The sequence below is a fragment of the Heliomarina baculiformis genome, from assembly GCF_019966545.1.
Taxonomy (GTDB): Bacteria; Pseudomonadota; Alphaproteobacteria; order Rhodobacterales; family Rhodobacteraceae; genus Heliomarina; species Heliomarina baculiformis.
The window spans coordinates 66,469-91,461 of record NZ_JAIMIC010000013.1 but is presented as its reverse complement, the minus strand read 5'-3'; the positions used below and the strand labels follow the sequence as shown (position 1 = coordinate 91,461).

Annotated in this window: 32 protein-coding genes; 18 read left to right on the top strand and 14 right to left on the bottom strand. The window is 59.5% G+C overall.

Translation table 11 applies throughout. The features are described from left to right. Nucleotides 1-2 precede the first annotated feature (2 nt). Entirely contained in the window at nucleotides 3-263 is a 261-nt protein-coding gene (locus MF268_RS22215) for a metal-sensing transcriptional repressor (RefSeq protein ID WP_007120627.1), read from the bottom strand. A gap of 501 nt (nucleotides 264-764) precedes the next feature. Between MF268_RS22215 and MF268_RS22210 the strand changes: the two genes are divergently transcribed. The 13 genes from MF268_RS22210 to MF268_RS22155 all read left to right on the top strand — a co-directional run bounded on the left by MF268_RS22210 (nucleotide 765) and on the right by MF268_RS22155 (nucleotide 8,905). Beyond that, nucleotides 765-1,493, top strand: a complete 729-nt coding sequence (locus tag MF268_RS22210; protein ID WP_238372986.1) for a HupE/UreJ family protein — start codon at nucleotides 765-767, stop codon at nucleotides 1,491-1,493. Nucleotides 1,494-1,510: 17 nt separating this feature from the next. Continuing rightward, nucleotides 1,511-2,134 (top strand): hypothetical protein, encoded by a 624-nt coding sequence (locus tag MF268_RS22205; RefSeq protein ID WP_037929504.1) that lies wholly within the window; start codon nucleotides 1,511-1,513, stop codon nucleotides 2,132-2,134. Between the two features lie 211 nt (nucleotides 2,135-2,345). After that, nucleotides 2,346-2,699 carry a hypothetical protein gene (locus tag MF268_RS22200; protein WP_037929506.1) on the top strand — a complete coding sequence of 118 codons (354 nt, stop codon included), beginning with the start codon at nucleotides 2,346-2,348 and terminating at the stop codon, nucleotides 2,697-2,699. A gap of 90 nt (nucleotides 2,700-2,789) precedes the next feature. Then, nucleotides 2,790-4,229, top strand: a complete 1,440-nt coding sequence (locus MF268_RS22195; protein ID WP_082899302.1) for a multicopper oxidase family protein — start codon at nucleotides 2,790-2,792, stop codon at nucleotides 4,227-4,229. Nucleotides 4,230-4,269: 40 nt separating this feature from the next. After that, on the top strand, nucleotides 4,270-4,725 hold the full coding sequence (locus MF268_RS22190; RefSeq protein WP_037929510.1) for a DUF411 domain-containing protein: 456 nt from the start codon (nucleotides 4,270-4,272) through the stop codon (nucleotides 4,723-4,725). Between the two features lie 66 nt (nucleotides 4,726-4,791). Continuing rightward, a complete protein-coding gene (locus MF268_RS25315) occupies nucleotides 4,792-4,926 on the top strand; it encodes a hypothetical protein (RefSeq protein WP_007121580.1) in 135 nt (44 codons plus the stop codon). A gap of 149 nt (nucleotides 4,927-5,075) precedes the next feature. Then, complete coding sequence (locus tag MF268_RS22185) at nucleotides 5,076-5,501, top strand: c-type cytochrome (RefSeq protein WP_238372985.1); 426 nt, start codon at nucleotides 5,076-5,078, stop codon at nucleotides 5,499-5,501. Then, nucleotides 5,498-6,094: a DsbE family thiol:disulfide interchange protein gene (locus MF268_RS22180; protein WP_037929514.1), complete on the top strand. Its 597-nt coding sequence runs from the start codon at nucleotides 5,498-5,500 to the stop codon at nucleotides 6,092-6,094. Before MF268_RS22185 ends, MF268_RS22180 begins: the two co-directional genes overlap by 4 nt. Next, entirely contained in the window at nucleotides 6,091-6,603 is a 513-nt protein-coding gene (locus MF268_RS22175; RefSeq protein WP_037929516.1) for a TlpA family protein disulfide reductase, read from the top strand. The genes MF268_RS22180 and MF268_RS22175 overlap by 4 nt, the downstream gene beginning before the upstream one ends. 82 nt (nucleotides 6,604-6,685) lie before the next feature. After that, the gene (locus MF268_RS22170; RefSeq protein WP_037929519.1) at nucleotides 6,686-6,976 is read left to right on the top strand and encodes a hypothetical protein; all 291 of its coding nucleotides are present in this window, start codon (nucleotides 6,686-6,688) and stop codon (nucleotides 6,974-6,976) included. After that, nucleotides 6,976-7,680: an SCO family protein gene (locus MF268_RS22165; RefSeq protein ID WP_238372984.1), complete on the top strand. Its 705-nt coding sequence runs from the start codon at nucleotides 6,976-6,978 to the stop codon at nucleotides 7,678-7,680. The genes MF268_RS22170 and MF268_RS22165 overlap by 1 nt, the downstream gene beginning before the upstream one ends. Then, nucleotides 7,677-8,168: a hypothetical protein gene (locus tag MF268_RS22160; protein WP_238372983.1), complete on the top strand. Its 492-nt coding sequence runs from the start codon at nucleotides 7,677-7,679 to the stop codon at nucleotides 8,166-8,168. The genes MF268_RS22165 and MF268_RS22160 overlap by 4 nt, the downstream gene beginning before the upstream one ends. After that, a complete protein-coding gene (locus tag MF268_RS22155; RefSeq protein ID WP_238372982.1) occupies nucleotides 8,165-8,905 on the top strand; it encodes a cytochrome c biogenesis CcdA family protein in 741 nt (246 codons plus the stop codon). Before MF268_RS22160 ends, MF268_RS22155 begins: the two co-directional genes overlap by 4 nt. Here MF268_RS22155 and MF268_RS22150 read toward each other — a convergent pair. The 6 genes from MF268_RS22150 to MF268_RS22125 form a co-directional block, all read right to left on the bottom strand. Further along, complete coding sequence (locus tag MF268_RS22150; RefSeq protein WP_238372981.1) at nucleotides 8,902-10,011, bottom strand: permease; 1,110 nt, start codon at nucleotides 10,009-10,011, stop codon at nucleotides 8,902-8,904. The genes MF268_RS22155 and MF268_RS22150 overlap by 4 nt on opposite strands. A gap of 87 nt (nucleotides 10,012-10,098) precedes the next feature. Next, nucleotides 10,099-10,872: a glutaredoxin gene (locus tag MF268_RS22145; RefSeq protein ID WP_337926831.1), complete on the bottom strand. Its 774-nt coding sequence runs from the start codon at nucleotides 10,870-10,872 to the stop codon at nucleotides 10,099-10,101. 1 nt (nucleotide 10,873) lies between these two features. Further along, complete coding sequence (locus tag MF268_RS22140) at nucleotides 10,874-11,743, bottom strand: DUF305 domain-containing protein (protein ID WP_114276288.1); 870 nt, start codon at nucleotides 11,741-11,743, stop codon at nucleotides 10,874-10,876. Between the two features lie 99 nt (nucleotides 11,744-11,842). After that, nucleotides 11,843-12,259, bottom strand: coding sequence for an ion channel (locus tag MF268_RS22135; RefSeq protein WP_009820196.1), 417 nt, complete (start codon nucleotides 12,257-12,259; stop codon nucleotides 11,843-11,845). Between the two features lie 11 nt (nucleotides 12,260-12,270). Next, entirely contained in the window at nucleotides 12,271-12,693 is a 423-nt protein-coding gene (gene cueR, locus MF268_RS22130; RefSeq protein ID WP_238372980.1) for a Cu(I)-responsive transcriptional regulator, read from the bottom strand. A 13-nt stretch (nucleotides 12,694-12,706) separates the two neighbouring features. Next, complete coding sequence (locus tag MF268_RS22125; RefSeq protein ID WP_238372979.1) at nucleotides 12,707-15,226, bottom strand: heavy metal translocating P-type ATPase; 2,520 nt, start codon at nucleotides 15,224-15,226, stop codon at nucleotides 12,707-12,709. A 135-nt stretch (nucleotides 15,227-15,361) separates the two neighbouring features. Here MF268_RS22125 and MF268_RS22120 point away from each other — a divergent pair, with 135 nt between their 5' ends. Next, complete coding sequence (locus MF268_RS22120) at nucleotides 15,362-15,568, top strand: heavy-metal-associated domain-containing protein (RefSeq protein WP_238372978.1); 207 nt, start codon at nucleotides 15,362-15,364, stop codon at nucleotides 15,566-15,568. A gap of 203 nt (nucleotides 15,569-15,771) precedes the next feature. Here the strand turns inward: MF268_RS22120 and MF268_RS22115 are convergent, their stop codons facing one another. The 7 genes from MF268_RS22115 to MF268_RS22085 all read right to left on the bottom strand — a co-directional run bounded on the left by MF268_RS22115 (nucleotide 15,772) and on the right by MF268_RS22085 (nucleotide 21,953). After that, nucleotides 15,772-16,233: a c-type cytochrome gene (locus MF268_RS22115; RefSeq protein WP_238372977.1), complete on the bottom strand. Its 462-nt coding sequence runs from the start codon at nucleotides 16,231-16,233 to the stop codon at nucleotides 15,772-15,774. A 14-nt stretch (nucleotides 16,234-16,247) separates the two neighbouring features. After that, a complete protein-coding gene (locus MF268_RS22110; protein ID WP_273545141.1) occupies nucleotides 16,248-17,636 on the bottom strand; it encodes a multicopper oxidase family protein in 1,389 nt (462 codons plus the stop codon). A 347-nt stretch (nucleotides 17,637-17,983) separates the two neighbouring features. Continuing rightward, nucleotides 17,984-18,442, bottom strand: a complete 459-nt coding sequence (locus tag MF268_RS22105) for a c-type cytochrome (RefSeq protein WP_238372975.1) — start codon at nucleotides 18,440-18,442, stop codon at nucleotides 17,984-17,986. Between the two features lie 32 nt (nucleotides 18,443-18,474). After that, the gene (locus MF268_RS22100) at nucleotides 18,475-19,053 is read right to left on the bottom strand and encodes a L,D-transpeptidase (protein ID WP_238372974.1); all 579 of its coding nucleotides are present in this window, start codon (nucleotides 19,051-19,053) and stop codon (nucleotides 18,475-18,477) included. A gap of 451 nt (nucleotides 19,054-19,504) precedes the next feature. Further along, a complete protein-coding gene (locus MF268_RS22095) occupies nucleotides 19,505-19,825 on the bottom strand; it encodes an SHOCT domain-containing protein (RefSeq protein WP_075571760.1) in 321 nt (106 codons plus the stop codon). Next, nucleotides 19,822-21,231, bottom strand: a complete 1,410-nt coding sequence (locus tag MF268_RS22090; protein WP_037275442.1) for an ATP-binding protein — start codon at nucleotides 21,229-21,231, stop codon at nucleotides 19,822-19,824. Before MF268_RS22090 ends, MF268_RS22095 begins: the two co-directional genes overlap by 4 nt. Beyond that, a complete protein-coding gene (locus MF268_RS22085; protein WP_037275440.1) occupies nucleotides 21,231-21,953 on the bottom strand; it encodes a response regulator in 723 nt (240 codons plus the stop codon). Before MF268_RS22085 ends, MF268_RS22090 begins: the two co-directional genes overlap by 1 nt. 171 nt (nucleotides 21,954-22,124) lie before the next feature. Between MF268_RS22085 and MF268_RS22080 the strand changes: the two genes are divergently transcribed. From MF268_RS22080 to lgt, 4 genes are all read left to right on the top strand, one after another. Next, nucleotides 22,125-22,709, top strand: coding sequence for an EF-hand domain-containing protein (locus tag MF268_RS22080; protein ID WP_233145758.1), 585 nt, complete (start codon nucleotides 22,125-22,127; stop codon nucleotides 22,707-22,709). Nucleotides 22,710-22,854: 145 nt separating this feature from the next. Then, nucleotides 22,855-23,241, top strand: a complete 387-nt coding sequence (locus tag MF268_RS22075) for a DUF302 domain-containing protein (RefSeq protein ID WP_037275483.1) — start codon at nucleotides 22,855-22,857, stop codon at nucleotides 23,239-23,241. Nucleotides 23,242-23,279: 38 nt separating this feature from the next. After that, a complete protein-coding gene (locus MF268_RS22070) occupies nucleotides 23,280-23,966 on the top strand; it encodes a TVP38/TMEM64 family protein (protein WP_099911740.1) in 687 nt (228 codons plus the stop codon). A gap of 96 nt (nucleotides 23,967-24,062) precedes the next feature. Next, a complete protein-coding gene (lgt, locus tag MF268_RS22065) occupies nucleotides 24,063-24,986 on the top strand; it encodes a prolipoprotein diacylglyceryl transferase (RefSeq protein WP_037275436.1) in 924 nt (307 codons plus the stop codon). Nucleotides 24,987-24,993: the final 7 nt, after the last annotated feature.

The following is a 24,993-nucleotide window of genomic DNA, read 5'->3' as shown; positions in this document are numbered from 1 at the left end:
CCTCAGAGATATCGGGCGATCGCCCGCAACTCTGCGCGATCAGTTTCAGAACTTTCAACGTCAATACAATGGTCCATGTGATCATGGATCAGCGCACGCTTGGCGTTCGTCACGGCCTTTTCGACCGCTTGCATCTGCTGAGCAATCTCCAGACAGGGTTTGCCCGCCTCGATCATTTCGATCACGGCGCGCAAATGGCCGTCAGCGCGTTTCAGCCGGGCGACAAGGGCGGGATGGGTTGCATGGACTGGATGTTTTGTCATAAAGTAGTTCTATCCCCCCCGGGAGGATAGAACAAGATGGTGCCACGACGCACCACGCTAGAGACGGGCAGACGGGCAGAACCTATGGAAACCTTGAGGACAGTTGTAAACGCCGCGTTTGCGACACTCTTATGTTTAGCCGTACTTCTCTGGTCTGTGGTGCCCGCAACCTCGCACGCGTCCTCAGTCTTCAGCGTCCTCCAAGAGCACGCAGAAATGATTGCTGAGCACGGTCATTCGCATGGACTGGAAGAAGACCTTGCCTGGGCCATGCATGGACACAACCATGACAGCGTCGATCACGATCACAGTCAGGCGGTTGTGCCTGGCCCCGACCGATCGCCGCACCCGCTCGATATTTACAGAGCCGCATGGCCTTTGAGGTCGGCCACGTCGAACACCTTACAGACATACCAAATCGAACGACCTCCGCGCGTCTGACCGACTGCGTGCCAACAGCGCGCTGCATTCGATCATCAACACATATGCGGAGTCAAATCCATGAATATAGTCCACCGGGGCTGGACCGATCCCGGCATACGCCGGATCGTGATCCTGTCCTTAATAACGCTGTCGGCACTCGTTCTGAGTGCAAGCCACGCGTTTGCCCACAATGTCACCGAAGGTGACGCGGGCTACATCCAAGAAATCTGGGGGATCAACATCATTCCCTTCATGTATCTCGGCGCCAAACACATGGTGACGGGATACGACCACATCCTGTTCCTGCTCGGCGTCGTCTTCTTCCTCTACAAGATGAAGGATGTCGGCGTCTACGTCAGCTTCTTCGCCCTCGGGCACTCGTCCACTATGCTGGCCGGTGTCTGGTTCGGCTGGGGCATCAACGCCTACATCATCGACGCGATCATCGGCCTTTCGGTCGTCTACAAGGCGCTCGACAATCTCGGGGCGTATCAGCGCTGGTTCGGGTTCCAGCCGAACACTAAGGCCGCAACGTTGATCTTCGGCTTTTTCCACGGCACGGGCCTGGCCACGAAAATCCTAGAGTATGAAATCGCTTCGGACGGGCTGCTGGCCAATCTTCTGGCGTTCAACGTGGGCGTCGAGCTTGGCCAGATCATGGCGCTTGCCGTGATCCTCATCGTCATGGGATTCTGGCGGAAATCCCCAAACTTCTTCCGCCAAGCCTACACCGCCAACGTCGTCATGATGTCCATGGGATTCATCCTCATGGGCCTGCAAATCACCGGCTACTTCGTAGCCACCTGAGAAGTTAGGAGACCAAAATGTTTAACGCAAAAAAACCGAGCCTTGATGAGCTTCCCAGCTCCGCGCAGCTTATCCGTTCCACTGCCATTGCGGCGGCCAGCGCCGTTGCGATCCTTGTGACCGTCGTGCTGCCTGCCGAATACAACATCGACCCGACCGGGATCGGCGGGGTTCTCGGGCTGAGCGAGATGGGGGAGATCAAAGCCCAGCTTGCGGAGGAGGCCGAAGCCGACAGGCTGTTGGAGATCGAAGCCGAAGAGCAGTCGAGCCTTATGAACGATATCTTTGGACTCTTTGTCGGCACGGCACATGCACAGGAGGCCGAAGTCTGGCGCGACGAAACCACCTTTACGCTGGCACCCGGCGACAGCGCCGAGTGGAAGCTGGTCATGGAAGAGGGCCAGACAGTGGAATACCGAATGCTGGTCGATGGCGGTCGGGTGAATTTCGACATGCACGGCCACGGCGGCGGTCAGTCGGTGACCTATGAAAAGGGCCGCGGTTCGACCGGCGACGAGGGCGAGATCATCGCGGCATTTGACGGCGAACACGGATGGTTCTGGCGGAATCGGGACAGCCAGCCCGCAACCGTGACTGTCCAGGTGCGCGGCCAATACACCGAATTCAAAGACGCAAGTTGACACAAGGGCAGCCATCCGCATGAAAAGATGCGGGTGGCTGCCTGGCTCCGAAACAGACCTTGGATGAGTCCGCAGTCTCGCCTCAGATTTTCCCCTGAAACCAACCTCGGGCATCCGTTGGCCAATCAGTGAGTACCCACGTGGCAATGTCACGCCTATGTTACAGGATACTTCTTGACCTCCCCCTACTGGAAGCTTGCATAAGAATTGCATGATCCGCGTTTTTCGCCTCATTTTGATTCTTGCATTGAGCTTCGGTGCCGTGGTTGCGCCGGATGTATCGGCAGCGAATGCGGCTGAGGCAGCAATGGTTCAGATGGTGGGCGCCGAAAGCGCGGACGACCATTGCGGCGGATGCGATCCGATCGGATTTGCTGACGGGATATCCTGCGAGGGTGGGTGTACGGTCCCATGTGGCGCGGGAAGTTCGGCCGGTATCGTAGCTCGTACGTCAGCGATGACGCTTGAGATGGCCTTCGGTGTTGTCATCCCGGTCGCGGGACCTGTGATCCCGATTGGCGCGATTCCCTCGCTTGATCCATTCCCTCCCAAGCTGCCTGTCTGAACCTGATAACGGCCTAGCTTATTGCGGGGCCTGACCGTTGCCTTGGCCGAAGCTGGCTGAGCGCGACCCCTTCAGATCAAGGCAGAAGTGATGACCCTCAACAGACTGATTTCACGACGGCACGTGCTGCGCACCGGTGCCGCTTTCACGGCCATATCCGCTCTGTCACCGGCTCGAGTAGCGATGGCAGGTCCGACAGAGGACCCATTCTTGCTACGCGCTGCGGCCGGACAAGCCGCCCTGCGACCGGCACCCTACGGCTCTACCGACGTCTGGAGCTACAATGGATCCCTCCCCGGCCCCGAGATCCGGGTGCGGCAGGGAGACCGAATTCGGGTTCTGGCCCGGAATGGGCTAAATGAGGGGACGACGGTCCACTGGCATGGCATTCGCACACCCAATGCGATGGATGGTGTGCCGTTCCTAACACAGGACCCGATCCCCGTCGGTGGCGATTTTCTCTATGAATTCGATGCACTGGATGCTGGCACGTTCTGGTATCACCCGCACCAACGCAGTTCCGAACAGGTCGGACGCGGGCTTTACGGGCCGCTGATCGTCGAGGAAGCAAACCCGATCCGCGTAGATCGCGATCTGACCTGGATGCTCGATGACTGGCGGATGACCGGCGACGGACAGATTGCGACAGATTTCGGAAGTCGGCACGACGCCGCGCACGGCGGGCGTATCGGCAATTCCGTGACCATCAACGGCCAGATACCGGACCGCATCGCCGTGCGATCCGGAGAACGCATCCGCCTGAGGTTGGTCAACGCAGCCAATGCCCGGATATTCGGGCTGGATTTCGGGGGGCTTGCGCCGGTCGTGGTCGCTCTGGACGGTCAACCCGTGGCACCTCATGCACCAGACAGTGACGCCGTGGTGGTCGGCCCGGCCATGCGTGTCGATCTGGTGATCGACATGACCGGCAAGCCCGGAGAGAGCGTGACCGTCACCGATGTCTTCTACAGGGATCTGGAATACCGTCTGGTCGATCTCGCCTACGGGCCTGACAGGCTGCGGGACAGTGTGCCGGATTGGTCGATGGACCTGTCGCCCAACCCGCTGGCCGAACCGGATATGGCGTCGGCTGCGCGGCATCAGATCGTCTTCAACGGCGGCATGATGGGGCAGATGATGATGGGCGGCGGCATGGGGTCCATGATGGAGCAGATGCGCGAAGGCAACATGTGGTTCATCAACGGCAAAGCAGCAACGGGGCACATGATGGATCCCTTGCTGGTCCTGCCGCAGGGCACGTCGCATGTGCTGCAGATGGACAATCGCACCGCGTGGCATCACCCGATGCATTTTCATGGACATTCGTTCCGTGTGATCACACGGAACGGGCAACCGACACGGCACCGCGAATGGCAGGACACCGTCCTGATGGCGCCCGAGGAACGGGTCGAGATCGCCTTCGTGGCGGACAATCCGGGAGACTGGATGTTCCATTGTCACATCCTGGAGCACCAGGCGGCCGGCATGATGGGCATCATACGTGTCGATCCTGGCACGACCAAAACCTGAAACAATCTCACGTAACGATCACCACGAAAGGAAAGAACCGATGAAGAAACTAATTGGACTTGCCAATCTTGGCACCGCAGGTGCTGCCGCTATACTTGCAATGAGCCTGAATGCCGCGCCTGCCGCAGCGCAAGAGGCCACGCTCTACAAGAACCCGCAATGCGGATGCTGCGAGAGCTATGCGGACTACCTGCGCGAGAATGGCTTCACAGTCGAGGTGAAGCCGACCCACGATCTGGCTCAGATCAGCCGTGATGCAGGTATCCCGGACGATTTTCAGGGCTGCCATACGACCTTTCTGGAAGACTACGTCGTCAGCGGTCATGTGCCGGTCAATGTCGTCAACAAGTTGCTTGATGAGCGCCCGGACATTGTCGGCCTGACACTTCCCGGCATGCCGTTGGGATCGCCGGGTATGGGGGGTGCGAAGCAGGAACCGTTCAAGATTTACACCGTCGAAGAAGGTGTGAACCCGACCGTCTATGCGGTCGAATGATCAATTGCGCGGTCTGGTGCGATCCCGTGCCTGACCGGTTTCAAGGGAAAACAAAGGATGAAGTGCATGATGATGGATGGTGGAATGATGGGTGGCGGCATGATGATCGCGATGGGACTGGTTTGGTTACTCATCGTGGCGGTGCTGGTGCTCGCGGCAATCGCCTTGGTCAAATACATCCGCTCGGACAGCGGAAAATAGAAATGCGCCAAGATGCGGAATGAGGGCGACAGCAACGGCGACGGCCTGTTGTCGATGGGGATTGGTCTGGGGGCGTCCGTCCTGCTTGTCGTGGCATCGATAGTCGCACTCTCGTTGTATTTGGATAGCCAGAAGAAGGCACAAGCGACATGAAAATTACCATTAGGCTCGCAGCACTTTTGCTGGCTGCAACGGTCTTGCCCGTTTTGGCGCAGGATGACTCGCTCGCGGGCGAACGCCTTTATCAGGAGAATTGCGCCAGTTGCCATGGCGCAAACCTGGAGGGGCAGCCCGATTGGCGCTCCAGATTGCCGAACGGCCGGTTGCCTGCCCCGCCGCATGACGCCTCGGGCCATACTTGGCACCATACGGACCGCGTGCTTTTGGACATCGTGAAGCGCGGAACGGCGGCGATTGTCGGGAATGGCTATGAAAGCGACATGCCCGGTTTCAAGGAGGTGCTGACGGATGAAGAGATCACGGCGATCATCGATTACATCAAGAGCACATGGCCCGATCGGATCCGCGCTTCGCAGGAAAGCCGTACCCTTGCGGATGAGCAGGTGCAGCCATGACGCAAGAGGTCGTCAGCAAAATCGACCCCGTACCGCGGCGCAGGATCTCCGGGTTTGTGCTGGTGCCGCTGATAGCTTTTGCCCTCATGGTCTTGTTCGGCTGGGGGCTTTTCAGGGGCGGCGACGACTTGCCATCGGCGCTTCTCGACAAACCTGTGCCGGAGTTTGCGCTTGCTCCGGTGCTCCGCCGCGAGGAAGGTCTTTCGACGCAGGACCTGATCGGCCATGTCTCGCTGGTGAACGTCTTTGCCTCGTGGTGTGTGCCCTGTCGGGCCGAACACCCGCTGTTCATGGAGCTGAGCGCCACCGGTGAGGTGCCGCTCTACGGGATCAACTACAAGGACCCACCCGAGCAGGCGCGCGCCTGGCTCGACGAATTGGGCGATCCCTACGCGCGCATCGGGGCCGACATCGACGGACGTGCTGGCATCGAATGGGGCGTTTACGGCGTGCCCGAAACCTATGTCATCACGTCCGACGGCACCATTGCCTACCGCCATGTCGGCCCCATCACGCGAGCGATTCTGGAGGAAACCCTTTTGCCGATCGTCCGTGATCTGAAAACCCAAGCTGGCAAGGAGCCAACGCCATGAAATATCTCAAAACGGCGCTGCTCGTCTGGGCATTGTCCGTCGGCACGGCGTTTGCCGGGCCGCAAGGCTTCGCACTGCACGACACGCCGCAGCCGGTGATCAATGTGCGCTTCGAGACCGAGGACGGCAGCCGTGGGGACATGGAGGATTTTCGTGGCAAGGTGATCCTCGTGAACGTTTGGGCAACCTGGTGCGTCCCCTGCCGGGAAGAGATGCCGACGCTGGATGCACTTCAGGCGGAACTTGGCGGCGACCGTTTCGAGGTCGTCGCCCTGTCCATCGACAGGGCCGGGTCGCCCGTCGTGCGGCGGTTCTACGACGAGATCGGTGTCAACAATCTCAAGATGTATGTCGACAAGACCATGCTGTCGATGACCGCGCTGCGCACCGTCGGTCTGCCGACAACGATCCTGATCGACGCGCAGGGGCGGGAGCTTGGGAGACTGGTCGGCCCGGCCGAATGGGATGATCCCGAGATGGTCTCCTTCTTGCGAGGCTTTATCGAATAAGCGCCCCTGAAAGAGCGCCGCCCGCCCTTGACCGCCCAGTTATCAGAATGACCAGTACTCAAACTTCAGAAGGATTTTCCGGATGACCGACATATCATCTTCCAACGATGCGGGTGCCGCCGACATCGAAAGCGCAGGCAATTGGCCTCGGTGGTTGACGCGCAGACGACTGCTGTTCGTCGGTGCGGCAACCGTTATGGGCGGCGGCATGGCGCTGAACTGGGGATGGCTCACCGCGATCGGTCTCGCGCCTGTCTTGGTTTCGCTGGCACCCTGTGCCGCGATGTGCGGGCTTGGTCTGTGCATGAAGGGCGGGTCTGGCGGGAAATGCGACGATGCGGGTGGTGGCAAGCCCCATCAATCCGAAAGGTGATGCAGTTGATTGTCTATCTGACCCGGCGCGCCGCCTTGGCGACATTTGCGGCCACGATCTCCTTTCCGGCCTCCGCCGATCATCCGGGTGAAAATCTGGATGCGCGGATGTTCGAGATGGAGCCATACTTCCAGGCCATCGACGCAGCACAGGCCCCGGATTTCGAGTTGCAGGATGCGGAGGGCAATCCTGTGCGCTTGGCGGATTTCAGCGACAAGGTCGTCATCCTGCATTTCATCTACGCCAACTGCCCGGATCTCTGCCCGCTCCATGCGGAAAAGATCGCGGCGGTCCAGGCTTCGATCAACGACGGGCCGATGAGCGATCTGGTGCAATTCATCTCGATCACGACCGATCCCGTGAATGACACGCCGGACGTTCTGCGCGACTACGCGGACCGGCATGGGCTCGATCCGAGCAACTGGGTCATTCTGACCAAACGGCCCGATCAGAGCGACGACGCGACGCGCCTTGTGGCGCGGGACTATGGGCTCGAGTTCACCACGACCGCCGACAGCGACATGATGATGCACGGTGCGGTCACCCATGTCGTGGATATCGGCGGGCGGTTTGCCGCAAAGTTCCATGGCATGGATTTCAAGAATGTGAATCTGATCCTCTATGTCAGCGAGTTGATCAACAATGCCCAGCATCGACGCCGGGAACGCAGTTGGTGGGACCGGGTGACAGGGGTGTTTCAATGAGTGTCACCGCGACTGGCGTCAGGCTGTCCTCGACAGACGGAATTTCACTGACAGCCCTGCGTCGGTATTTTTCGGTGATCATCCCGGCTAATCTGATCTGGGAGTTCGCCCACATGCCGCTCTACACGATCTGGAACGAGGGCACCTGGGGTGAGATCGCCTTCGCCGCGGTTCATTGCACGGGTGGCGACATCCTGATTGCCATGAGCGCGCTGATGCTTGCCTTGATGCTGACCGGCCGCGGCTGGCCCTTCGTGGCGCCGACACGACGATCGGTGACCGTCCTGACAATATTGTTCGGTTTGGGATATACGCTGTTCAGTGAATGGCTCAACATCGTGATCCGCGCGGCTTGGGCCTATTCGGACCTGATGCCGATCATTCCGGTCCTCGATGCAGGGTTGTCGCCGGTACTGCAATGGATCGTAATCCCGCTGATTGCCTTCTGGTGGGCATCACGGCCCTTCAGCGGACATGGTAACGCATGATGGATATTTCCGGCATCGGCATCGTCGCGGCGTTTCTGGCGGGAGCCATTTCGTTCCTGTCGCCCTGCGTCCTGCCGCTGGTGCCGGGCTATGTCTCCTATATTGCGGGCCAGCCGGATTTGCGCACGACACGGTCGGTCGGTCTGCGGGTACGCGCCGGGGCACTTGGGCTAAGCGCCTGTTTCGTTTTGGGATTTTCCACGGTCTTTGTCGCGTTGGGTGCCGGGGCCAGCGCGCTCGGGTCGCTGCTTCTGTCCTGGCGCACTGAGCTCAACTATCTGGGCGGGGCGATCATCATCCTGTTCGGACTGGTCATGCTGGGTGCCTTCCGTCTGGAAGCGTTCTCGCGTGACACCCGCTTCACACTCGACATTCCGGGGGGTCGCCCGCTCGGAGCCTACGTCCTGGGCTTGGCCTTCGCGTTTGGATGGACGCCGTGCATCGGACCGATCCTTGGCGCGATCCTGACACTCAGTTCGACTTCCGGCGGCATGTCGGACGGCATTTGGCTGCTGTCGATCTATTCCGCCGGGCTAGGCGTGCCGTTCCTGCTGGCCGCGCTGTTCACCGACGCCATCGCCGCGCGGGTCAGACAGATCGGCAAGGCCGGTCGCTGGCTCTACAAGGGCGCGGGCGTCGCCATGATCATCATGGGCGTTGCCATCATGACCGGCCAATTGTCCCGGTTTGCCTACTGGCTCTTGGGAACCTTCCCATTCCTGGCCTCAATCGGTTAATTCTCCTTGGCATTTCTGAGGTGAAGCCAGATCAGTATTGCCCCGATGACGAGAAATATCAGGTTGAGGAAGAACGTGTAGTCGATGCTGAACCGGACCATCTCCTGAAGCGAAGGCCGCTCGGTCGGGATCATCCCTACGAGAGCGAACAGGTAATGCACCGTAATTCCCGCAGCGACCATGCACAGGTACAGCAAGCCTGAAAGATAGAGCGCATACTGCCAGCCATAATACTTTGCGTGCACCCAGATCACCGTGGCAGCAACTAGATCGGCTCCGAGAAAGGCGATCACGCCGCCGAACGACGCATCACGCGACCAGAGCATCGCGGCCAGGGGGACATTGCCCATCGACCCGATGAAGGTGAAGAAGGCCACAACCGGTGCCACCAGCGCGTTTTCGAGAACGATCAGGAAGCCCGGCGCGTCCTGCGCACCGCCATCTGCGACCAGGAAGATCGCGTTCCAGAAGCTCTGCGGCACAAAGACGGAAATGAAACCCGCGACCGTGAAGCCGAACAGGATCTCCTTCCAAACCATCTGCCATTCCATGAAGAAAGCGCGGGCGATCCGATTCCATCCTTCGCGGGACAGCAGCTTGTCGCGGAACGATCCCTTCATGGTCCGGTCCGTGTCCATACCTTCGTCGGACTGGGCCTTCTCCGCATGCTCTTTTGCTCTTTGGACAAGCGACCTTGGAAACCATATCAGGGTGAGGGCATAGGCGTAGATCGTCATCAGGATGCCAAGCATGAAATTCGCCACCATGAATTTCCAGCCCAGCAGGACCAGAAGGACGATTCCAAGCTCGATCACCAGATTCGTCGATGAAATCAGGAAGGCGATGGAATTGACCGGATGCGCTCCTTTCACGAGGATCGAACGCGACGCGGCAAGCGCCGCGAAGGAACAGGACGACGACACGAAACCAAAGAACCCGGCAATGCCTGCCTTCCTGGCACCACGATCACCCAGAACACGCGCCATCTGATCCCGTGTCACGAAGATCTGGATGCCTGCGGAGATGATATAGCCGAAGATCAGCGCCCAGAGCGCCTTCCAGAGCATGCCCGCCCCGGTCGTGAATGCTTCGATTATCTGGTCCATTCAGCCTAACCTTTTTTCGCAGTGCTGCCTGACCTGCGCTCCTACCGGGAGAACGAGTCTGAAGGATGTGAAAACGGCATCCGCCTTTCAGCCGATCAGATAGACTCTGATCGGCATCCAAATCCCCATGACTATCATCATCAGATTTTCCGTGAGCGAGACAAAGCCAAGCGGAACATTGCTGTCACCACCGACGCAGGCGCATTTCAATTCACGCTTGTCGATATAGACCGCCTTGAAAACCGATACTGCGCCAACGGTGCCGATGAACAAGGCCACCGGTGCCGAAAGCCAAGTCAGCGCCCCGGCGACCATGAGGATACCTGCGAAAGCCTCTCCGAACGGATAGATTTTGCCATATCGCACCCACCGACGCGCCAGCAGGTCGTAGTTCAGGAACATGGTCGAAAAGCTTTCGACATCCTGAAGTTTTTGTACCGCCAGAAAGCACATCGAGATCGAGATGAACCATTCCAGGGCGCGCAGGGTGAAAATGTTCTCGAAGCTGTACCACGACAAACCGAGCGCCATCAGGAACGCGACGGCAAAGATCGTGATCACGGGCTGGTAGGACGTGTCCGAGCGTTCGTCTTCCGGCGCATCGATGCCGAAATGGACCCGAAGGTCGTCATATCCGCCGATCCGCTCTTCCCCGATCCAAGTTTGCGGGGTGGTTTCGACGCCGTGCTCTTCCATGAACGCGTCGGTTTCCTCACGCGTGGTCAGATGGTGGTCCTCAACCTCATACCCTTGCCTCTCCAGCAAGTCTTTGGACTTCAGACCGTAGGGGCAGAGGTGGCCCGGCATGACCATGCGGTACAGCGTCGCCGACTGCGCTTGTGTGCTTGAATGGTGCTTCATGTCATGCCCCGCAACTGTAGAATCCCCGGAATCCGGCGGTCAGACCGGCATCGAGCTCGATCGTCAGAGTCGCATCGACCGGTTCGGTACCTGCGGTTTCGAGCGCAGCACCGTCTTGGGGAACGCCAAGGCGGATCGACAGGCCTTCTGTGCCCAATTCGCCGGCTGCATTCTGTTCGACCCGGACGAGATCGCCGCTCAGCTTGACGAGCCCGACGGCTGCGCCATCGATCTCACCCAATGCCAGTGAGGCCGGACTGCCGGTTGTATAGTTGAATGTGCACGCCGCGCCATTCGGCAGAAGCTGCGCGATATCCTCCTTCGTCAGGAAGCCGGGGTCGAGCACTGCGACGTTTGCTGTTGACAGGGCTTGATCCAAGCTCACAATACGGGGGCTCTCGACACTTGCAGTCTCGGATGTGTCGCCGGATGCATCGATATCGTTGATCAGATAGCGCATCTCCGCGATTTCCTTATCTTGCGCATAGATGATCTCGTCCGCGAGCTTGCGCACGCGCGGATCCGAGATATCGGCGCGGCTCGATGTCATGATCGCGATCGAATGGTGTGGGATCATCGCGCGCATGTAGCTGGTATCGCCCACCGTGACCTGGCTTCGTACGAGCCAGAGCGAGGCGGCGAACACGACGACGGCACCGCTGAAGATAGCGGCATTTACGGTCTTGCTCGAATACATTGAAAGCATGAACGCCAACATGATGATCGCCATCGTCGCACCCATCAACAGCGCCATATAGGCTCGGGTTTCGGACCAGAAAACATGGGTCAGAAGATAGGTGTTGAGATACATCAGCCCGAACATCACGACCGTCGAGGTCGCGATCATGGCGGCAAATCTCCAATATGACATGACGTGCTCCTTTCGCTTGTTCCATCCCCGTTCAGAACATCAACAACCTTCCAGCGATGGAGGGTTCCAACTCTTTTCGGGTGAGGTTTTGTGGCGCTCCTAATCCATCTTTCTCGTGACCACGAGGAAGATTGTAGAGGCCGAGCAGCTGATGAGGAGAAAGCCATTCAGGGCCTCGATGCCGGCAAGAAAGCGCAAATGACCCGTGGGATAAATATCGCCAAGCCCCAGAGAGGAGTAATTGACGACGGAAAAGTAGAAAACATCCATGAATGAATCGACGTTATCTTGAGCGAAACCGCCAATACCTAAGAACTCGCCGAAACTGAAACCCAGTGCGTAGAGCCCGGCTTCACCTATGTGGGCGGTCGCGAGTGTATAGAGGGCAAATAAGAGGCGGCTTGATTGTGTGAATGGAGTGCGTTTGGTGGCCGTCATGACGAAACTCATCGCACGGACATGCACAAGTCCGCTCAAACCGAAGAGCACAATCGCAAAGAGGATCGCCCAAGCCAAACGCTCGCACCCTACAACGCAGTATTCTTGAGTTGCTCTTCGCCGCGGTGTTTCGTTGCCAAATCGGCGAGGATTGGGCAATCCGGGCGGTGATCCCCGGCACAGGCGTCCACTAGATGTACTAGCGTCGCGCGCATTTCCTTCAGCTCCGCAATCTTGTCGTCGATCCGTTCAAGATGCTGCTCGGCGATATCCTTGACTTCGGCGCTGGCGCGTTTTTCGTCCTCGTACAGAGCAATAAGGTTGCGGCAGTCTTCAATGCTGAAGCCGAGCGCCCGGGAACGGCCGAGAAACGCGAGCTTGTGCGCATCGCTTTCACGGAATGTGCGATAGCCGTTCGTGCTGCGAAGAGGCTTCACAAGCCCGACATCCTCGTAGTATCGGATCGTCTTGGCTGGGAGGCCAGAAAGGGCGGCGACATCTCCAATATTCATGATCAGGTTCTCCTTATTCAGCGGCGACAGGGTTAGGGGATAGCAAAGTGGCCTCTTCACCACCGCGCGCTCTGGCTTCTTCCATGATGGGATGGACCCTGCGTAGCCGAAGGGCGTTGGTCAGCACGAAGACCGAACTCAGTGCCATGGCTCCGGCAGCCAGGACTGGCGAGAGCAACAAGCCGAACGTGGGGTAGAGCACACCCGCAGCCACCGGGATCAGCGCGACGTTGTAGCCGAACGCCCAGAACAGGTTCTGACGGATGTTGCGCATCGTGCGGCCTGATACTTCAAAGGCGTTGACCACGCCGCGCAGATCGCCCGACATCAGCACCACATCGGCGGATTCGATGGCCACATCGGTTCCCGTGCCGATGGCGATACCGACATCCGCATGTGCCAGCGCGGGGGCGTCGTTAATGCCGTCGCCGACGAAGGCGATCCGTCGGCCCCCTTGGCGAAGCTCGTTTAGTGCGGCCACCTTTCCATCGGGCAGAACGCCGGCGATCACGTGGTCGATGCCGGTTTCGCGTGCGATGGCATCGGCTGTCTCGCGCTTGTCGCCGGTGATCATAGCGACCTCCAGCCCGAGGCGGTGCAGCGCGCCAATGGCGGCCGCGCTGGCGGGTTTGACCGGATCGGACACGCCGATGACCGCTGCAACCCTGCCATCCACCGCGGCAAACAATGCCGTGCGGCCCAGCACGGCCAAGCGGCCCTCCGCCTCGGCCAGCGACCCGATGCTCAGTCCTTCGCGGACCATCAGGCGATCTGCACCGACAAGCACCTCGTGGCCGGCAACCTTGGCCCGAACGCCGTAGCCCGTGATGGATTCGAAGCTCTCGACGTCGTGACGTGCCGCGTTCTCGGCCTGGGCCGCGCGCACGATGGCTTCGGCGATGGGATGCTCGGACTGCGTCTCGACCGCCGCCACCAGTGCCAGGATGTCGGCCCGGTCGACCCCGTCGGCCAGGACCATATCGGTCAGTTCGGGGCGCCCTTGGGTGACGGTGCCGGTCTTGTCGAGCGCGATAACATCCACCGACGTCAGTTGTTGCAGCGCGTCGCCCTTGCGGAAAAGCACGCCCATCTCGGCTGCGCGCCCAGTACCGACCATGATCGAGGTCGGCGTGGCCAGTCCCATGGCGCAGGGGCAGGCTATGATGAGGACCGAGACCCCGGCCACAAACGCGTAGGACAGGGCGGGCGAGGGGCCGAACAGCAGCCAGACCAGAACGGTCAACGCGGCCAGTGCCATGACCGCCGGCACGAACCACAGCGTGATCCGGTCCACCAGGCCCTGGATCGGCAACTTGGCGCCCTGCGCCTGCTCCACCATGCGAATGATTTGCGCGAGCGTCGTGTCGGCGCCGACACGTGTGGCGCGGAACCGGAAGCTGCCGGTGCCGTTGACGGTGCCGCCGGTGACCGGATCGCCCCCGGACTTGGACACGGGAAGCGGCTCTCCGGTGATCATGCTCTCGTCGACATGGGCGCTGCCTTGCGTGACCTCTCCATCCACCGCAATGCGTTCGCCGGGACGCACAACGAGGATATCGCCGGTGCCGATCCGTTCGATGGCGACGTCCTGCGGCTCCCCGTCCACCAGAACCCGCGCGGTGCGGGCCTGAAGGCTAAGAAGCTTCTGGATCGCGGCACCGGTGCGGCCCTTGGCGCGCGCCTCCATCCAGCGGCCCAGAAGGATCAGCACGACGATGACTGCCGCTGCCTCGAAATAAACGGCACGGGACGCCACGGGCAGCAGCGCAGGCGCAAAGAGCGCGGTAAGAGAATAGAGATAGGCTGCGCCGGTGCCGACGGCGACGAGGCTGTTCATGTCGGGCGCGCCCTTCAGAAGCGCGGGGAAACCCTTGGCGTAAAAGTGGCGTCCGGGCCAGAACAGCACAACTGTCGTCAGTACGAACTGGATCATCCAACTTGTCTGGTGACCGATGGTGCGGCCGATCATCTCGTGCATCCCCGGCACCAGGTGTGCACCCATCTCGAGCAGGAAAACCGGCAGCGCCATTGTTGCCGCGAAGGCGGTCTTACGGGCCAGATTGCGCGCTTCGCCTGCCTTGCGGGCGCTGTGCTCCTCGGGCAAGGCACTGTCCGCCGGTTCAGCAGGGTAGCCGGCGTCTGTGGCAGCTTTCAGTAGATCGGAGATCTTAATCGCGCCCTCGACATAAGTCACGGTTGCGGTCTCGGCGGCGAGATTGACGTTGACCTCCAGTACGCCGGGCACTGCCGCCAGCGCCTTATCGACACGGCCGACGCAGGACGCGCAGGACATGGACGAGACGTTCAGGCGAATTGTCTGCGTCTGGACGGGATAGCCGGCCCGATCCAGCGCGTCGATCAGCTCCGGTATCCGGGTTTCCGAGTCGATTCGGACCTGCGCAGTTTCGGCCGCAAGGTTCACATTGACCTCTTCGACCCCGGGCAGCGCCGAGAGCGCGCGCTCGACCCGACCGACACATGATGCGCAGGACATGTTCTGGACAGAGACCCGCAGGTCTTGTGTGACTGGCATGAGCGTCTCCTTCGTCTCTGGGTAAGATATCTAGGGCTTCCACCAACTGGAAGGTCAAGCTTTTCAAAATATTTTTTCCCTTGACCTTCCTCCGCTGGAAGCGCCCACCTGAAGATAAGAGAGAAGGAGACGTATATGAGCAGCTTCACAGTTCCGGGAATGAGTTGCGGGCATTGCACCGCAACAATTGACAAGGCGATTAGGTCTATTGACCCAACTGCGACCGTTTCGTGCGACTTGAGCACGCATACCGTTTCGGTCGAGAGTTTTCTCAGCGTCAGGGCGGTGGCGGAAGCGATCCAAAACGCAGGATACGATGTGTCGGCGCCAGCCGCGACCTGAATAACCCTTGGGACTGCAATTACTGGTGCAAAACTTGCCGGATCACGTACCCAGCGACCTGTCGTGCCAAGTCGATTAAGCGCACTCGACCAATTGGATGTGTCCGTGGATGGGCGGTAACTCGATTGCGCCATACCTTCGCTCGACAACCAGTCCAACTTTTCCTCGACCCAAAGATATTCAGCGCCTTTCTCGGACGCGGTTCAGTTGCCTTCCTGCTGTCGCTGGTCAGCACTTCGTTCGGCTTGAATAGCGCGCTGACGCTCCGGCCACGTTGATTGGATGTAAGCGATGATGTTCCAGATTTCGGCGTCCGACAGCTGGTCGCCGAACCCGGGCATGCCGCTTTCGAACTCGACCCCTTGGAGGGCAAGAGCGGCCTTGCCGCCCAGCTTGGTGTAGTCAAACAGCACGCCATCGGGATGATGCCAGGTATGACCGGTTTCGTCATGCGGCGGTGCAGGCAGGACGCCATCTGGTCCGGCCGACCGCCAATCCGGCTGTCCTTCCAAATCGGCGCCATGGCAGGCCGCGCAATATTCTCTGTAAAGATCTTCACCCTGTGCAATGTCGGCGGCTTCCGGCGTGGATTCGGTCTGCACACCGGCCGTGCTCATGAGCCAGGCTGTGGCTCCGCCACCGCCCAGAAAAATCACCGACAGCATCAGGTATCTTCGCATCACGTCACTCGCATCCACGTCATCATGCCGGCGGCCGCGTGGCTGAGCATGTGGCAGTGAAACAGCCAGTCGCCTGGATTATCGGCGACAAAGACAACGGTCCGCGTTTCCCCCCGGAACATCGTTATCGTATCCCGGAGCGGCCCCAATGTGCCATCCTCGCCGATTTCGCGGAAATGCATCCCGTGCAAGTGCATCGCGTGCGGGAAGGACGTGTCGTTGCTAATCTCAAGCTTGACGGTCTGCCCGAGAGCGAGACCGGCAAGCGGTGCATCGGGCATTCCGACGGTGCCGTCTAAGGCCCAGTATTCGTTTTCGTCGACCAGATCGCGGAAGGATTTCCGTTCACCGTTCAAGACCGCCGATTGCATCCGGCCCATCGCACCGCCCTCGATGTTAAGGCGAACGGGAACCGCATTGTCTAGGCCCGGAACATCCATATTCGCATTGCTCGGCAGGGCAGGGGGGTCATCCCGGCGTACGGCGGACGCCCGACCGGTCACGGTAAGGGCAACTTGTGACATACCTTCCCCATTGTCGAGGCGCACCAGATGGGCCGTTTCACCGGAGTCGGCAGTCACGTCGACGATCAGATCGGCGCGCTGGCCGGGGCCGAGAATGAGGGGTTCGCCGAGCCTCTGGGGTTGCGCCAGTGGCATCCCGTCCAACGCGATGGTCCAGCCTTCCATTCCGGCGATATCAACGACGAAGATCCGCGCGTTGGCCGCATTGATCAGACGCAGTCGAAGCCGTTCATTCTGACGCACATCGATCGCAAGACCGTACTGTCCGTTCGTCGCAACGAAATTTCCCATGCGGCCTGCGTGGCTGCGGGAATGCGCAGAGGTGAAGTCGGGATTGATCTGTGCGGTTTCGGGATCGAGAAGCCAATCGTCCAGGATCAGAACCTCCTCGCGATCCACTTCCGGAGCTTCCGCTTCCTCAACAATCAGCGCGCCGTAAAGCCCTCGGGCGACCTGTTCGAAGGACCTCGCATGGGCGTGATACCAATAGGTTCCGGCATCAGGTACAACGAAGTCGTAATCGAAACTCTCGCCCGGTTCGACGGCGGCTTGGGTCAGCCTGGCGACGCCGTCCATCGCGTTGTCGATCCGGCTTCCGTGCCAGTGGACCGAGCTTGCCTGTGGCAGCGCGTTCAGTAACTTTCGCTGAACGCGGGCACCCTGCGCGATCCGCAACTCCGGGCCGGGCATCATGCCGTCATAGCCCCATATTTCCGTCTTTGGATAAGGCGGCGGCGCGAGCTGGACCGCGCTCACCTGAGCTTTGAATTCGTCAAATTGAGGCGTCAAGGCGCGCCCCGCTCTGGGCAATGGAAGGACAGCGACCGCCGAAGCGCTACGCAAAAGGAAATCCCATCGTATCATGTTCTCTCCTAGCCTTAAATAGTATGGAGCTCTGGCGCGCCCCGTCGCATTGATCGTAGTTCGGCTGCGACACCCGTAAGGTGATCGTCTCTGCTGCTTTCAGCAACCTGATAGCCAGAAGATTGACCGACACCGCAGGCAAGCCGCAAATAGGGAGGAACCGAGTTTCGGTTTACACGACCGCGCCGAATTCCACCGAACACGTTGCCCTGCCGAGTCAAGCTGCCGAGCAAATCATAGTTCAGGTCCGCGACGGTCCAGCCGCGCACGGCAAGAAGCTCTGGAAGAGTCGCGGTCGGTGGCGATTGGTCAAATTCCCGGTAAAAAAAATTTCACCCTTCAATCTGTTAGAAAATGCCATTCGCTTCTTGGAGTTCCCGGACGAATTGCGTGATCATCTTGACGTCAGCGTCTGTCAGTCCCTTGACCGGCGGCATATTCCCGAAATTCCAGTGATGCGACCGGACACCGTTCTTGGCCGCTAGAACGAAAGCCATGTCCGAATGATGTGAAGGCTCATAGATCTTGTGCACAAGTGGCGGCGCAACACCATTCTGACCTGCTGCGTTGGCGCCATGGCATTCGGCACATTTCGCCTCGAATGCGCGTTTTCCGATCTGTGCATTCGCTGACAGGTCCGTCGGCACCGAAACCTCCACGATGGGTGCCCCTCGGGCCACGCCGCTTGTGTCCGGTGGCACCATCGAGTGACCGGCCGCCTGTTGACCAGATGGGGAGGTGTTCCAATAAATCGCCAAGCCGCCGACCAACAGAAAGGCCACAACGGCCAGAAGTACCTTGTTCATTATCTACGGTCCCTCGCAGCCATCTGTCCACTTCAGATCAATTTGACCTGTGTTCCCACCGCCGTTCTGTCAAAGACTTCCTCGATATGTTCATTGTAGAGGCCAATACATCCGTTCGACGACTTGCGCCCGATCTTCCGAGTATCCTGCGTTCCGTGGATCCGGTAATACTGCCAAGACAGATAGAGCGCACGGGTGCCCAGCGGATTGGCGGGGTCTCCGCCTGAAATAAGCACTGGCCATTCGGGGTTGCGCTCACGCATCGACGGCGTTGGCGCCCAGCTCGGGTTCTCCCTTTTTTCGACAACCTCGGTATAGCCCCGCTTTGTCAACTCATCGGTCAGGGGAACCGATGTCGGATAGATTCGCATTTCGCCATCGGCGGTCCAATGCTGCAACACTTTCGTGATCGTATCCGAAATGATGATACCTTTGTCCAGAGTCTCGAAATGGTCCCGCCACTCGTGCGTGCGGAAAGACGATAAGTTCCGACGCGTCGTTTCCGCTTCCTGCGCCCGGAGTAACGACGGCGCAGCCAACGCGATTACGCCGCCCGCCGCAGCCAGTACGAAACGACGTCTATGGATTACAAAGGGTGCCTGCTCTACCATGGCATTCTTGCTCCTGATTTCTTGCCTATCAGGTGTGCATAAACCACCTTCCAGCACTGGAGGGTCAAGCGAGCTCGTCTGACATAACAGTGAATTTTGTATCAGTTCGTAGCATCGCAAAAAAGTGCGCGCGAACCCGGCTGTCACCAGATCGTGATCCTCAAATATCTACCTTCGGCTTACTGACATCACGCGATTTGTTGCCGTGCCAAAATGACCTGAATGCGAGGCCTGTAAACACGAACGGCGCGCAATATGCATCCATGGAACATTGCAACCCTCATGGGCAGCACGGTTTGGAACACTGCGGTGTCGAAGCCGAAGGCGAAAACAACCTGTCCGATTTCCCAATCATTCGGCCGTTCCCTTAGTGGACACAGCGTTCCATGGTGGGAAGGTCGATAGTTAATGATTCATAGTTCGGTGGGCATCAAAAGCATCAGCCTTGGCGTCACAATTCGAGTTTCGCCTTGCGGCGCTCGTACTCCTCTTCGTCAATCTCACCTTTGGCATAGCGTTCGCGAAGAATCTCGGCCGCGTCGGATTTGCCGCCTGAGCGGGACCCGGCCGAGAACCCGCGGACGGCCAACACGATCAATGCGATGATCGCCCCCCAGAACAACAGCATCATCAAACCGCCAGCCATGCCGAATCCACCTCCCCACATCATGTGACCGAAACCGTTGCCCCAACTGTCCGCAGGATCGGCGAGCGCGGCTCCGGCGGACAATACTAGGGCTGACGGGGTTACAGCGGATACCATTTTTATCATGAGGTGTTCCTTTCTTGCTGATCAGGTTCTGTTTCGAGTGGTAAAGTGACGGTCACGAGAAGACCGCCTTCGGTGCGGTTCGTCAGCGCTACGTCGCCGCCATGGGCCCGCACAATCGTTCGCGCGATCGACAGGCCAAGACCGGTCCCACCGGTTTCGCGCGAGCGGGATTTTTCGAGCCGGAAAAACGGCTCGAACACTTGCTCGAGTTCGGCTTCGGGAACCCCAGGTCCGTTGTCGGAGACCCGTATCTGGACGTATTCGGCGTCATGTACGAAGGTGACCTCCGCCCCCCCGCCATAGCGCTGCGCGTTCTCGATGATGTTGCGCAGGGCGCGGCGCACCGATTGGGGACGCAAGCGAACGCTTATGCTGTTGGCTGTATCAAGGGTGAAGCCGTCGATCATGTCGGCCTGCAACTGCTTCAGGTAGGTTTTCAGATCCACCGTCTCGTAGACTTCGGAGCTGGCCATGCCCCGTGCAAAGGCAAGCGTTGCATCGACCATCTCCTGCATTTCCTCGATTGAGGCGACAAGACTTTCACGCGTTTCGTCCTCGTCCACCATCTCCGCCCGCACCCGCATGGCGGTCAGCGGAGAGCGCAGATCATGGCCCAATGCCGCAAGAAGTCTTGTCCTGTCCGCGACGAAACGCGTCAGTCTCGCCTGCATCCGATTGAAGGCCTGCGTGAGGCCGCGCACCTCGCTCGGACCGATCAGTGGCAACGGATCGACGGCTTCCCCCTTTCCAAGCCTGTCGGCTGCGCGCGAAACGCGCAGAAGCGGTCCGGTTAGCCGGGTCAGAAGAAACCAGCAGGCCGAGACTAGAATGATCGCCGCCGTGATTCCGAAACTGACGATTGAAGCCCATGGCCACTGCAACGGCGGCCGCTCGAACCTTGTTCCGACATTCAGCCACTGCCCGTCCGCCAGGGCGATCGACAGTTGCATTTCGATCGCGGAAAGCTCGCCCCGCATCATCGCGAGATGCATTTCGGCCATCTCCGGCGCGAGATGTGGCATCGGCGGAATGCCTTGCTCGACCTCGTGCAATTCCACGCGGATTTCTCGATCGTTCGCGCCACCTAGTAGTCCGCGAACGCGCGCCTCTACGGCTCCACCGTCTGCATGGCTTTCATGATCGACAGCGGGAATGTCCGAAAGATCGAAACGTACCAAAGGGGAATTCGCCGCTCTCAGGATCGCCTGCTGCAAGGACTCCGGCGCCTCTTCGAGCAAGAGCGCGACGTTCGCGGCCCGGCCTGCCGCTTCGAAACCCAAGGCGGCGCGCACGGCGAGACCACGCTCGTCGACGAACAGCCACAGGCTGATCGTCTGTGCGACAGCAAGCGCCGCGACGATCAGCAGGACCAACTGCCCACGAAGATTATCGAAGGGGCGCGGCATCAGCTCAACTCGTGGACATCGGCAGCCAGGCAATAGCCGCCGCCGCGCACAGTCGTGACGATGCGCGGCCGCGACGGATCAAGCTCGATCTTCCGGCGCAGTCGGCTGATCTGATTGTCTATGGTCCGGTCAAATACTGACGCTGCGCGGCCTGCCGTCAGATCGAGCAACTGATCGCGGCTGAGGACAAAACGAGGACGTTCCAGCAGGACGGTCAAAAGCTTGAATTCCGCGCTGGTCAGATCGATTTGCTCACCGTCCTCGTTCGAAAGTACCCGACTGTCCGTGTCCAGAATCCAATGGGCAAATGCGATACGTCGGCCCGAAAGTGTACCTGCATAGGGTTCGGCTTTCGTCGAACGGCGCAGGATGGCCTTGATCCGGGCGACCAGTTCACGCGGGTTGAAGGGTTTCGCTAGGTAGTCATCCGCGCCGATTTCAAGGCCAACAATCCGGTCGGTTTCCTCCCCGAGCGCGGTCAACATCAGGATCGGAACGGATCCACTTGCCGAAAGTCGGCGGCACACGGAAAGACCATCTTCCCCCGGCATCATGACATCGAGGACGATGAGGTCGTACTTGCCGTTCGCAAGCTTCGCATCCATGTCGACCGCGTCGCGCGCGGACGTTGCGCGCATCCCGTTCTTTTCCAGGTAGCGCGTCACGGCATCGCGGATTTCGCGGTGGTCATCGACGACAAGAATGTGCGGCGGTTCGCTCATAAGCCTTCCTTTAGATGAATGCCGGGTGCTTTCCCGAAGAGATTTGTCACGAAGTGTAACAGGCCCCGCGTTTGCGACCTGCCGATACAAAACGCCTGCGCTCCCTGCATTCCTTCGCGACAGGCATCTGCCATATGTTCTGTATCGCAACACTGACACGAGGTAACCTAAATGAAACGCAATACTCTACTCGCTGCAATGACCCTCACTGCAACCGTCCTTGGCGGTGCCGCGTTCGCGGAGTCCCACCACGGACACGGCGGAAAATCCGGACCCGGTGCCGCGCAAGGAGGTGCCCCCGGCATGATGGGCATGATGGAGGGCATGGATGGAATGATGGATATGATGCAGCGCATGCATGGCAACATGATGGGCGGCGGCATGATGGGCGTTATGGGCCCGATGGGCGGAGGCATGACGAAGATGCTGGACGCTGATGGCGACGGCAAGGTCACTCCTGAAGAGATGCGCACGCAGCTGCAGGCCAAGCTTGCCGAATATGACGGCGATGGCGACGGCTCCCTCTCGATTGCAGAGTTCGAAACGCTTCACAGCGCGATGATCCGCGAGATGATGGTGGACCGATTCCAGCACCTCGATGCCGACGGTGACGGCGCGGTGACGGCGGAAGAGATGGTGGCGCCTGCCGAAATGATGGAACGGATGCAGATGATGCGGTCGAACATGGCGCAGTCGCAGGGTCAGCCCGGCAATGGCCAGGGCATGGGCGACGGCACCATGATGAACGACAATTGAGAGGTTCGGCGCCAGCTCTGACTGGCGCCGCTTCCCCAAACGTCTGATCCGAAAACATCCGGACGCAACACCAGACCGCGTCCGGACTTGCCAAGTCCAGGCAATGAGCAGCAACCACAGAAAATCCGAAAGGGAGAAAATCGAATTGGCCTATACCTATGATCGTGTCTTGAAAGATGTCGCCTTGGGCGACGCTGAAATGCGCGTCCGCGATGCATTGACAGAAAAGGGCTTTGGCGTACTGACCGAGATCGACGTGAAGGCGACGATGAAAAAGAAGCTGGGTGTGGAGATGGCGCCCTATCGCATCCTTGGTGCCTGCAATCCGGGCATGGCCCACAAGGCCATCGAAATCGAGCCGCGCATCGGCGCGATGCTGCCCTGCAATGTGATTCTGCGCCAGATGGACGGAGGCACCGAAATCAGCGCCATTGACCCTGTGGCCTCTATGCAAGCGGTAGAGAACGCCGAGTTGCACGAAGTCGCCGATCAAGTCCGCGATTTGCTCCGGGCCGCTTTGGACGCGGCCTGAAGTCTCTCTCGATGCCCTTGACCTGACATGAGGCGCAGATGAACCGTAACAATACGCTCACACCAACCGTCAAGACCGCCATCGCGCTGGCATTCGCGGCGGCCTTGCTGGTCCTTGCGTTCGGACCGCTGCCCGACACCCTGACCCGCCTGAACGGCGACAGGATCTCTGCTTGGGTCATGGCTGCAGGTATCTGGGGGCCAATTTTAGTCGTCGGACTGATGACGATAGCGATCGTGGCCACGCCGATCCCAAGTGCACCCATCGCACTGGCTGCAGGCGCGGCCTACGGCCACACCGTCGGAACAGTTTACATCGTTCTCGGTGCCGAATTCGGCGCTCTTGCAGCCTTCGTTCTCGCCCGGTTTTTGGGTCGGGACGTATTGCGGCAATGGTTTGGCGACAAGATCGATGTTGGCTGGCTTGGCTCTCAGAACGCGCTAACATTCACGGTTTTTATCAGTCGGCTGTTACCATTCGTTTCGTTCGATATTGTCAGCTATGCAGCGGGGCTCAGCCGACTGCATTTCTGGCGCTTCGGACTGGCCACGTTAGCCGGAATTATTCCTGCCAGTTTCGTACTCGCGCATTTCGGCAACGAAGCCGTCAGCGGAGACACCTCCCGTGCTGCCTGGGCTGCAATCGGACTGGGCGCTCTGACCCTGACCCCGCTCGTCTTCATCGGCGTCAGGGACTGGCAAAGATGTAGATTACGCCATGACTGATCGTGACGCACACCATCTTCTGAAACGAGCACCATGGATTGAGCGCCAGGGGCATTTCGGTTTTCGGTTCCAAAGTAAAGAACAGGGACTCCCTCAATGTTGACCGCAGCGATACCATTTCCGGACATCGGAACCGATCTGTTCTCGATCGAAATCGGCAGTTTCACATTCGCGCTGCGTTGGTACGCGCTGGCGTATATCGTCGGCATCCTCATCGGATGGCGCATCTGTCTGGCCGCAGTCAATCGCCCGGCACTCTGGCCCCCGGCCGGTCCGCCACTTGATCGCGAGCAGATCGAGAACCTTCTGACATGGATCATACTGGGCGTGATCGTGGGTGGGCGCCTGGGTTTCGTGCTGTTTTATCAGCCCGGCTATTACCTGGCCAACCCGCTGGAAATCCTCAAGGTGTGGCAGGGCGGCATGTCGTTCCACGGCGGTTTTGCGGGTGTAGGGATTGCGGCGCTGATATTCTGTCTTCGTCAGAAAAGATCCCTGCTCAGCACCGCAGACCTGCTTGCGCTGGCAACTCCGCCGGGGCTGTTTCTGGGACGGCTGGCGAATTTCACCAACAACGAGCTTTGGGGGCGGCCTACGGACGTTCCTTGGGCGATAATCTTTCCGGGCGAGGCGGCGCAAGTCTGTGACGGCATCACCGGGCTCTGCGCCCGACACCCTTCGCAGCTATACGAGGCGCTTCTGGAAGGGCTGCTGCTCGGAACACTCCTGCTCTATCTCGCCTGGCGGCGCGGCTGGCTGAAGGCCCCCGGTGCTCTGACCGGGGTTTTCCTTACTGGGTACGGCCTTGCCAGAAGCTTCGTGGAACTGTTCCGGCAGCCGGACATGCAGTTCGTGACCGCCGAGAATCCGATCGGTCACGCGCTTCATTTCGGCGAATGGGGGCTGACGATGGGTCAAGTGCTTTCCGCGCCGATGATCGTGACAGGACTGGCTCTGATTTTTTACTCCTTCAGTCACTTCGGAAGCGCGGCCGACCAGAGGCCAAATACCGTCGTGTGATTAAGTG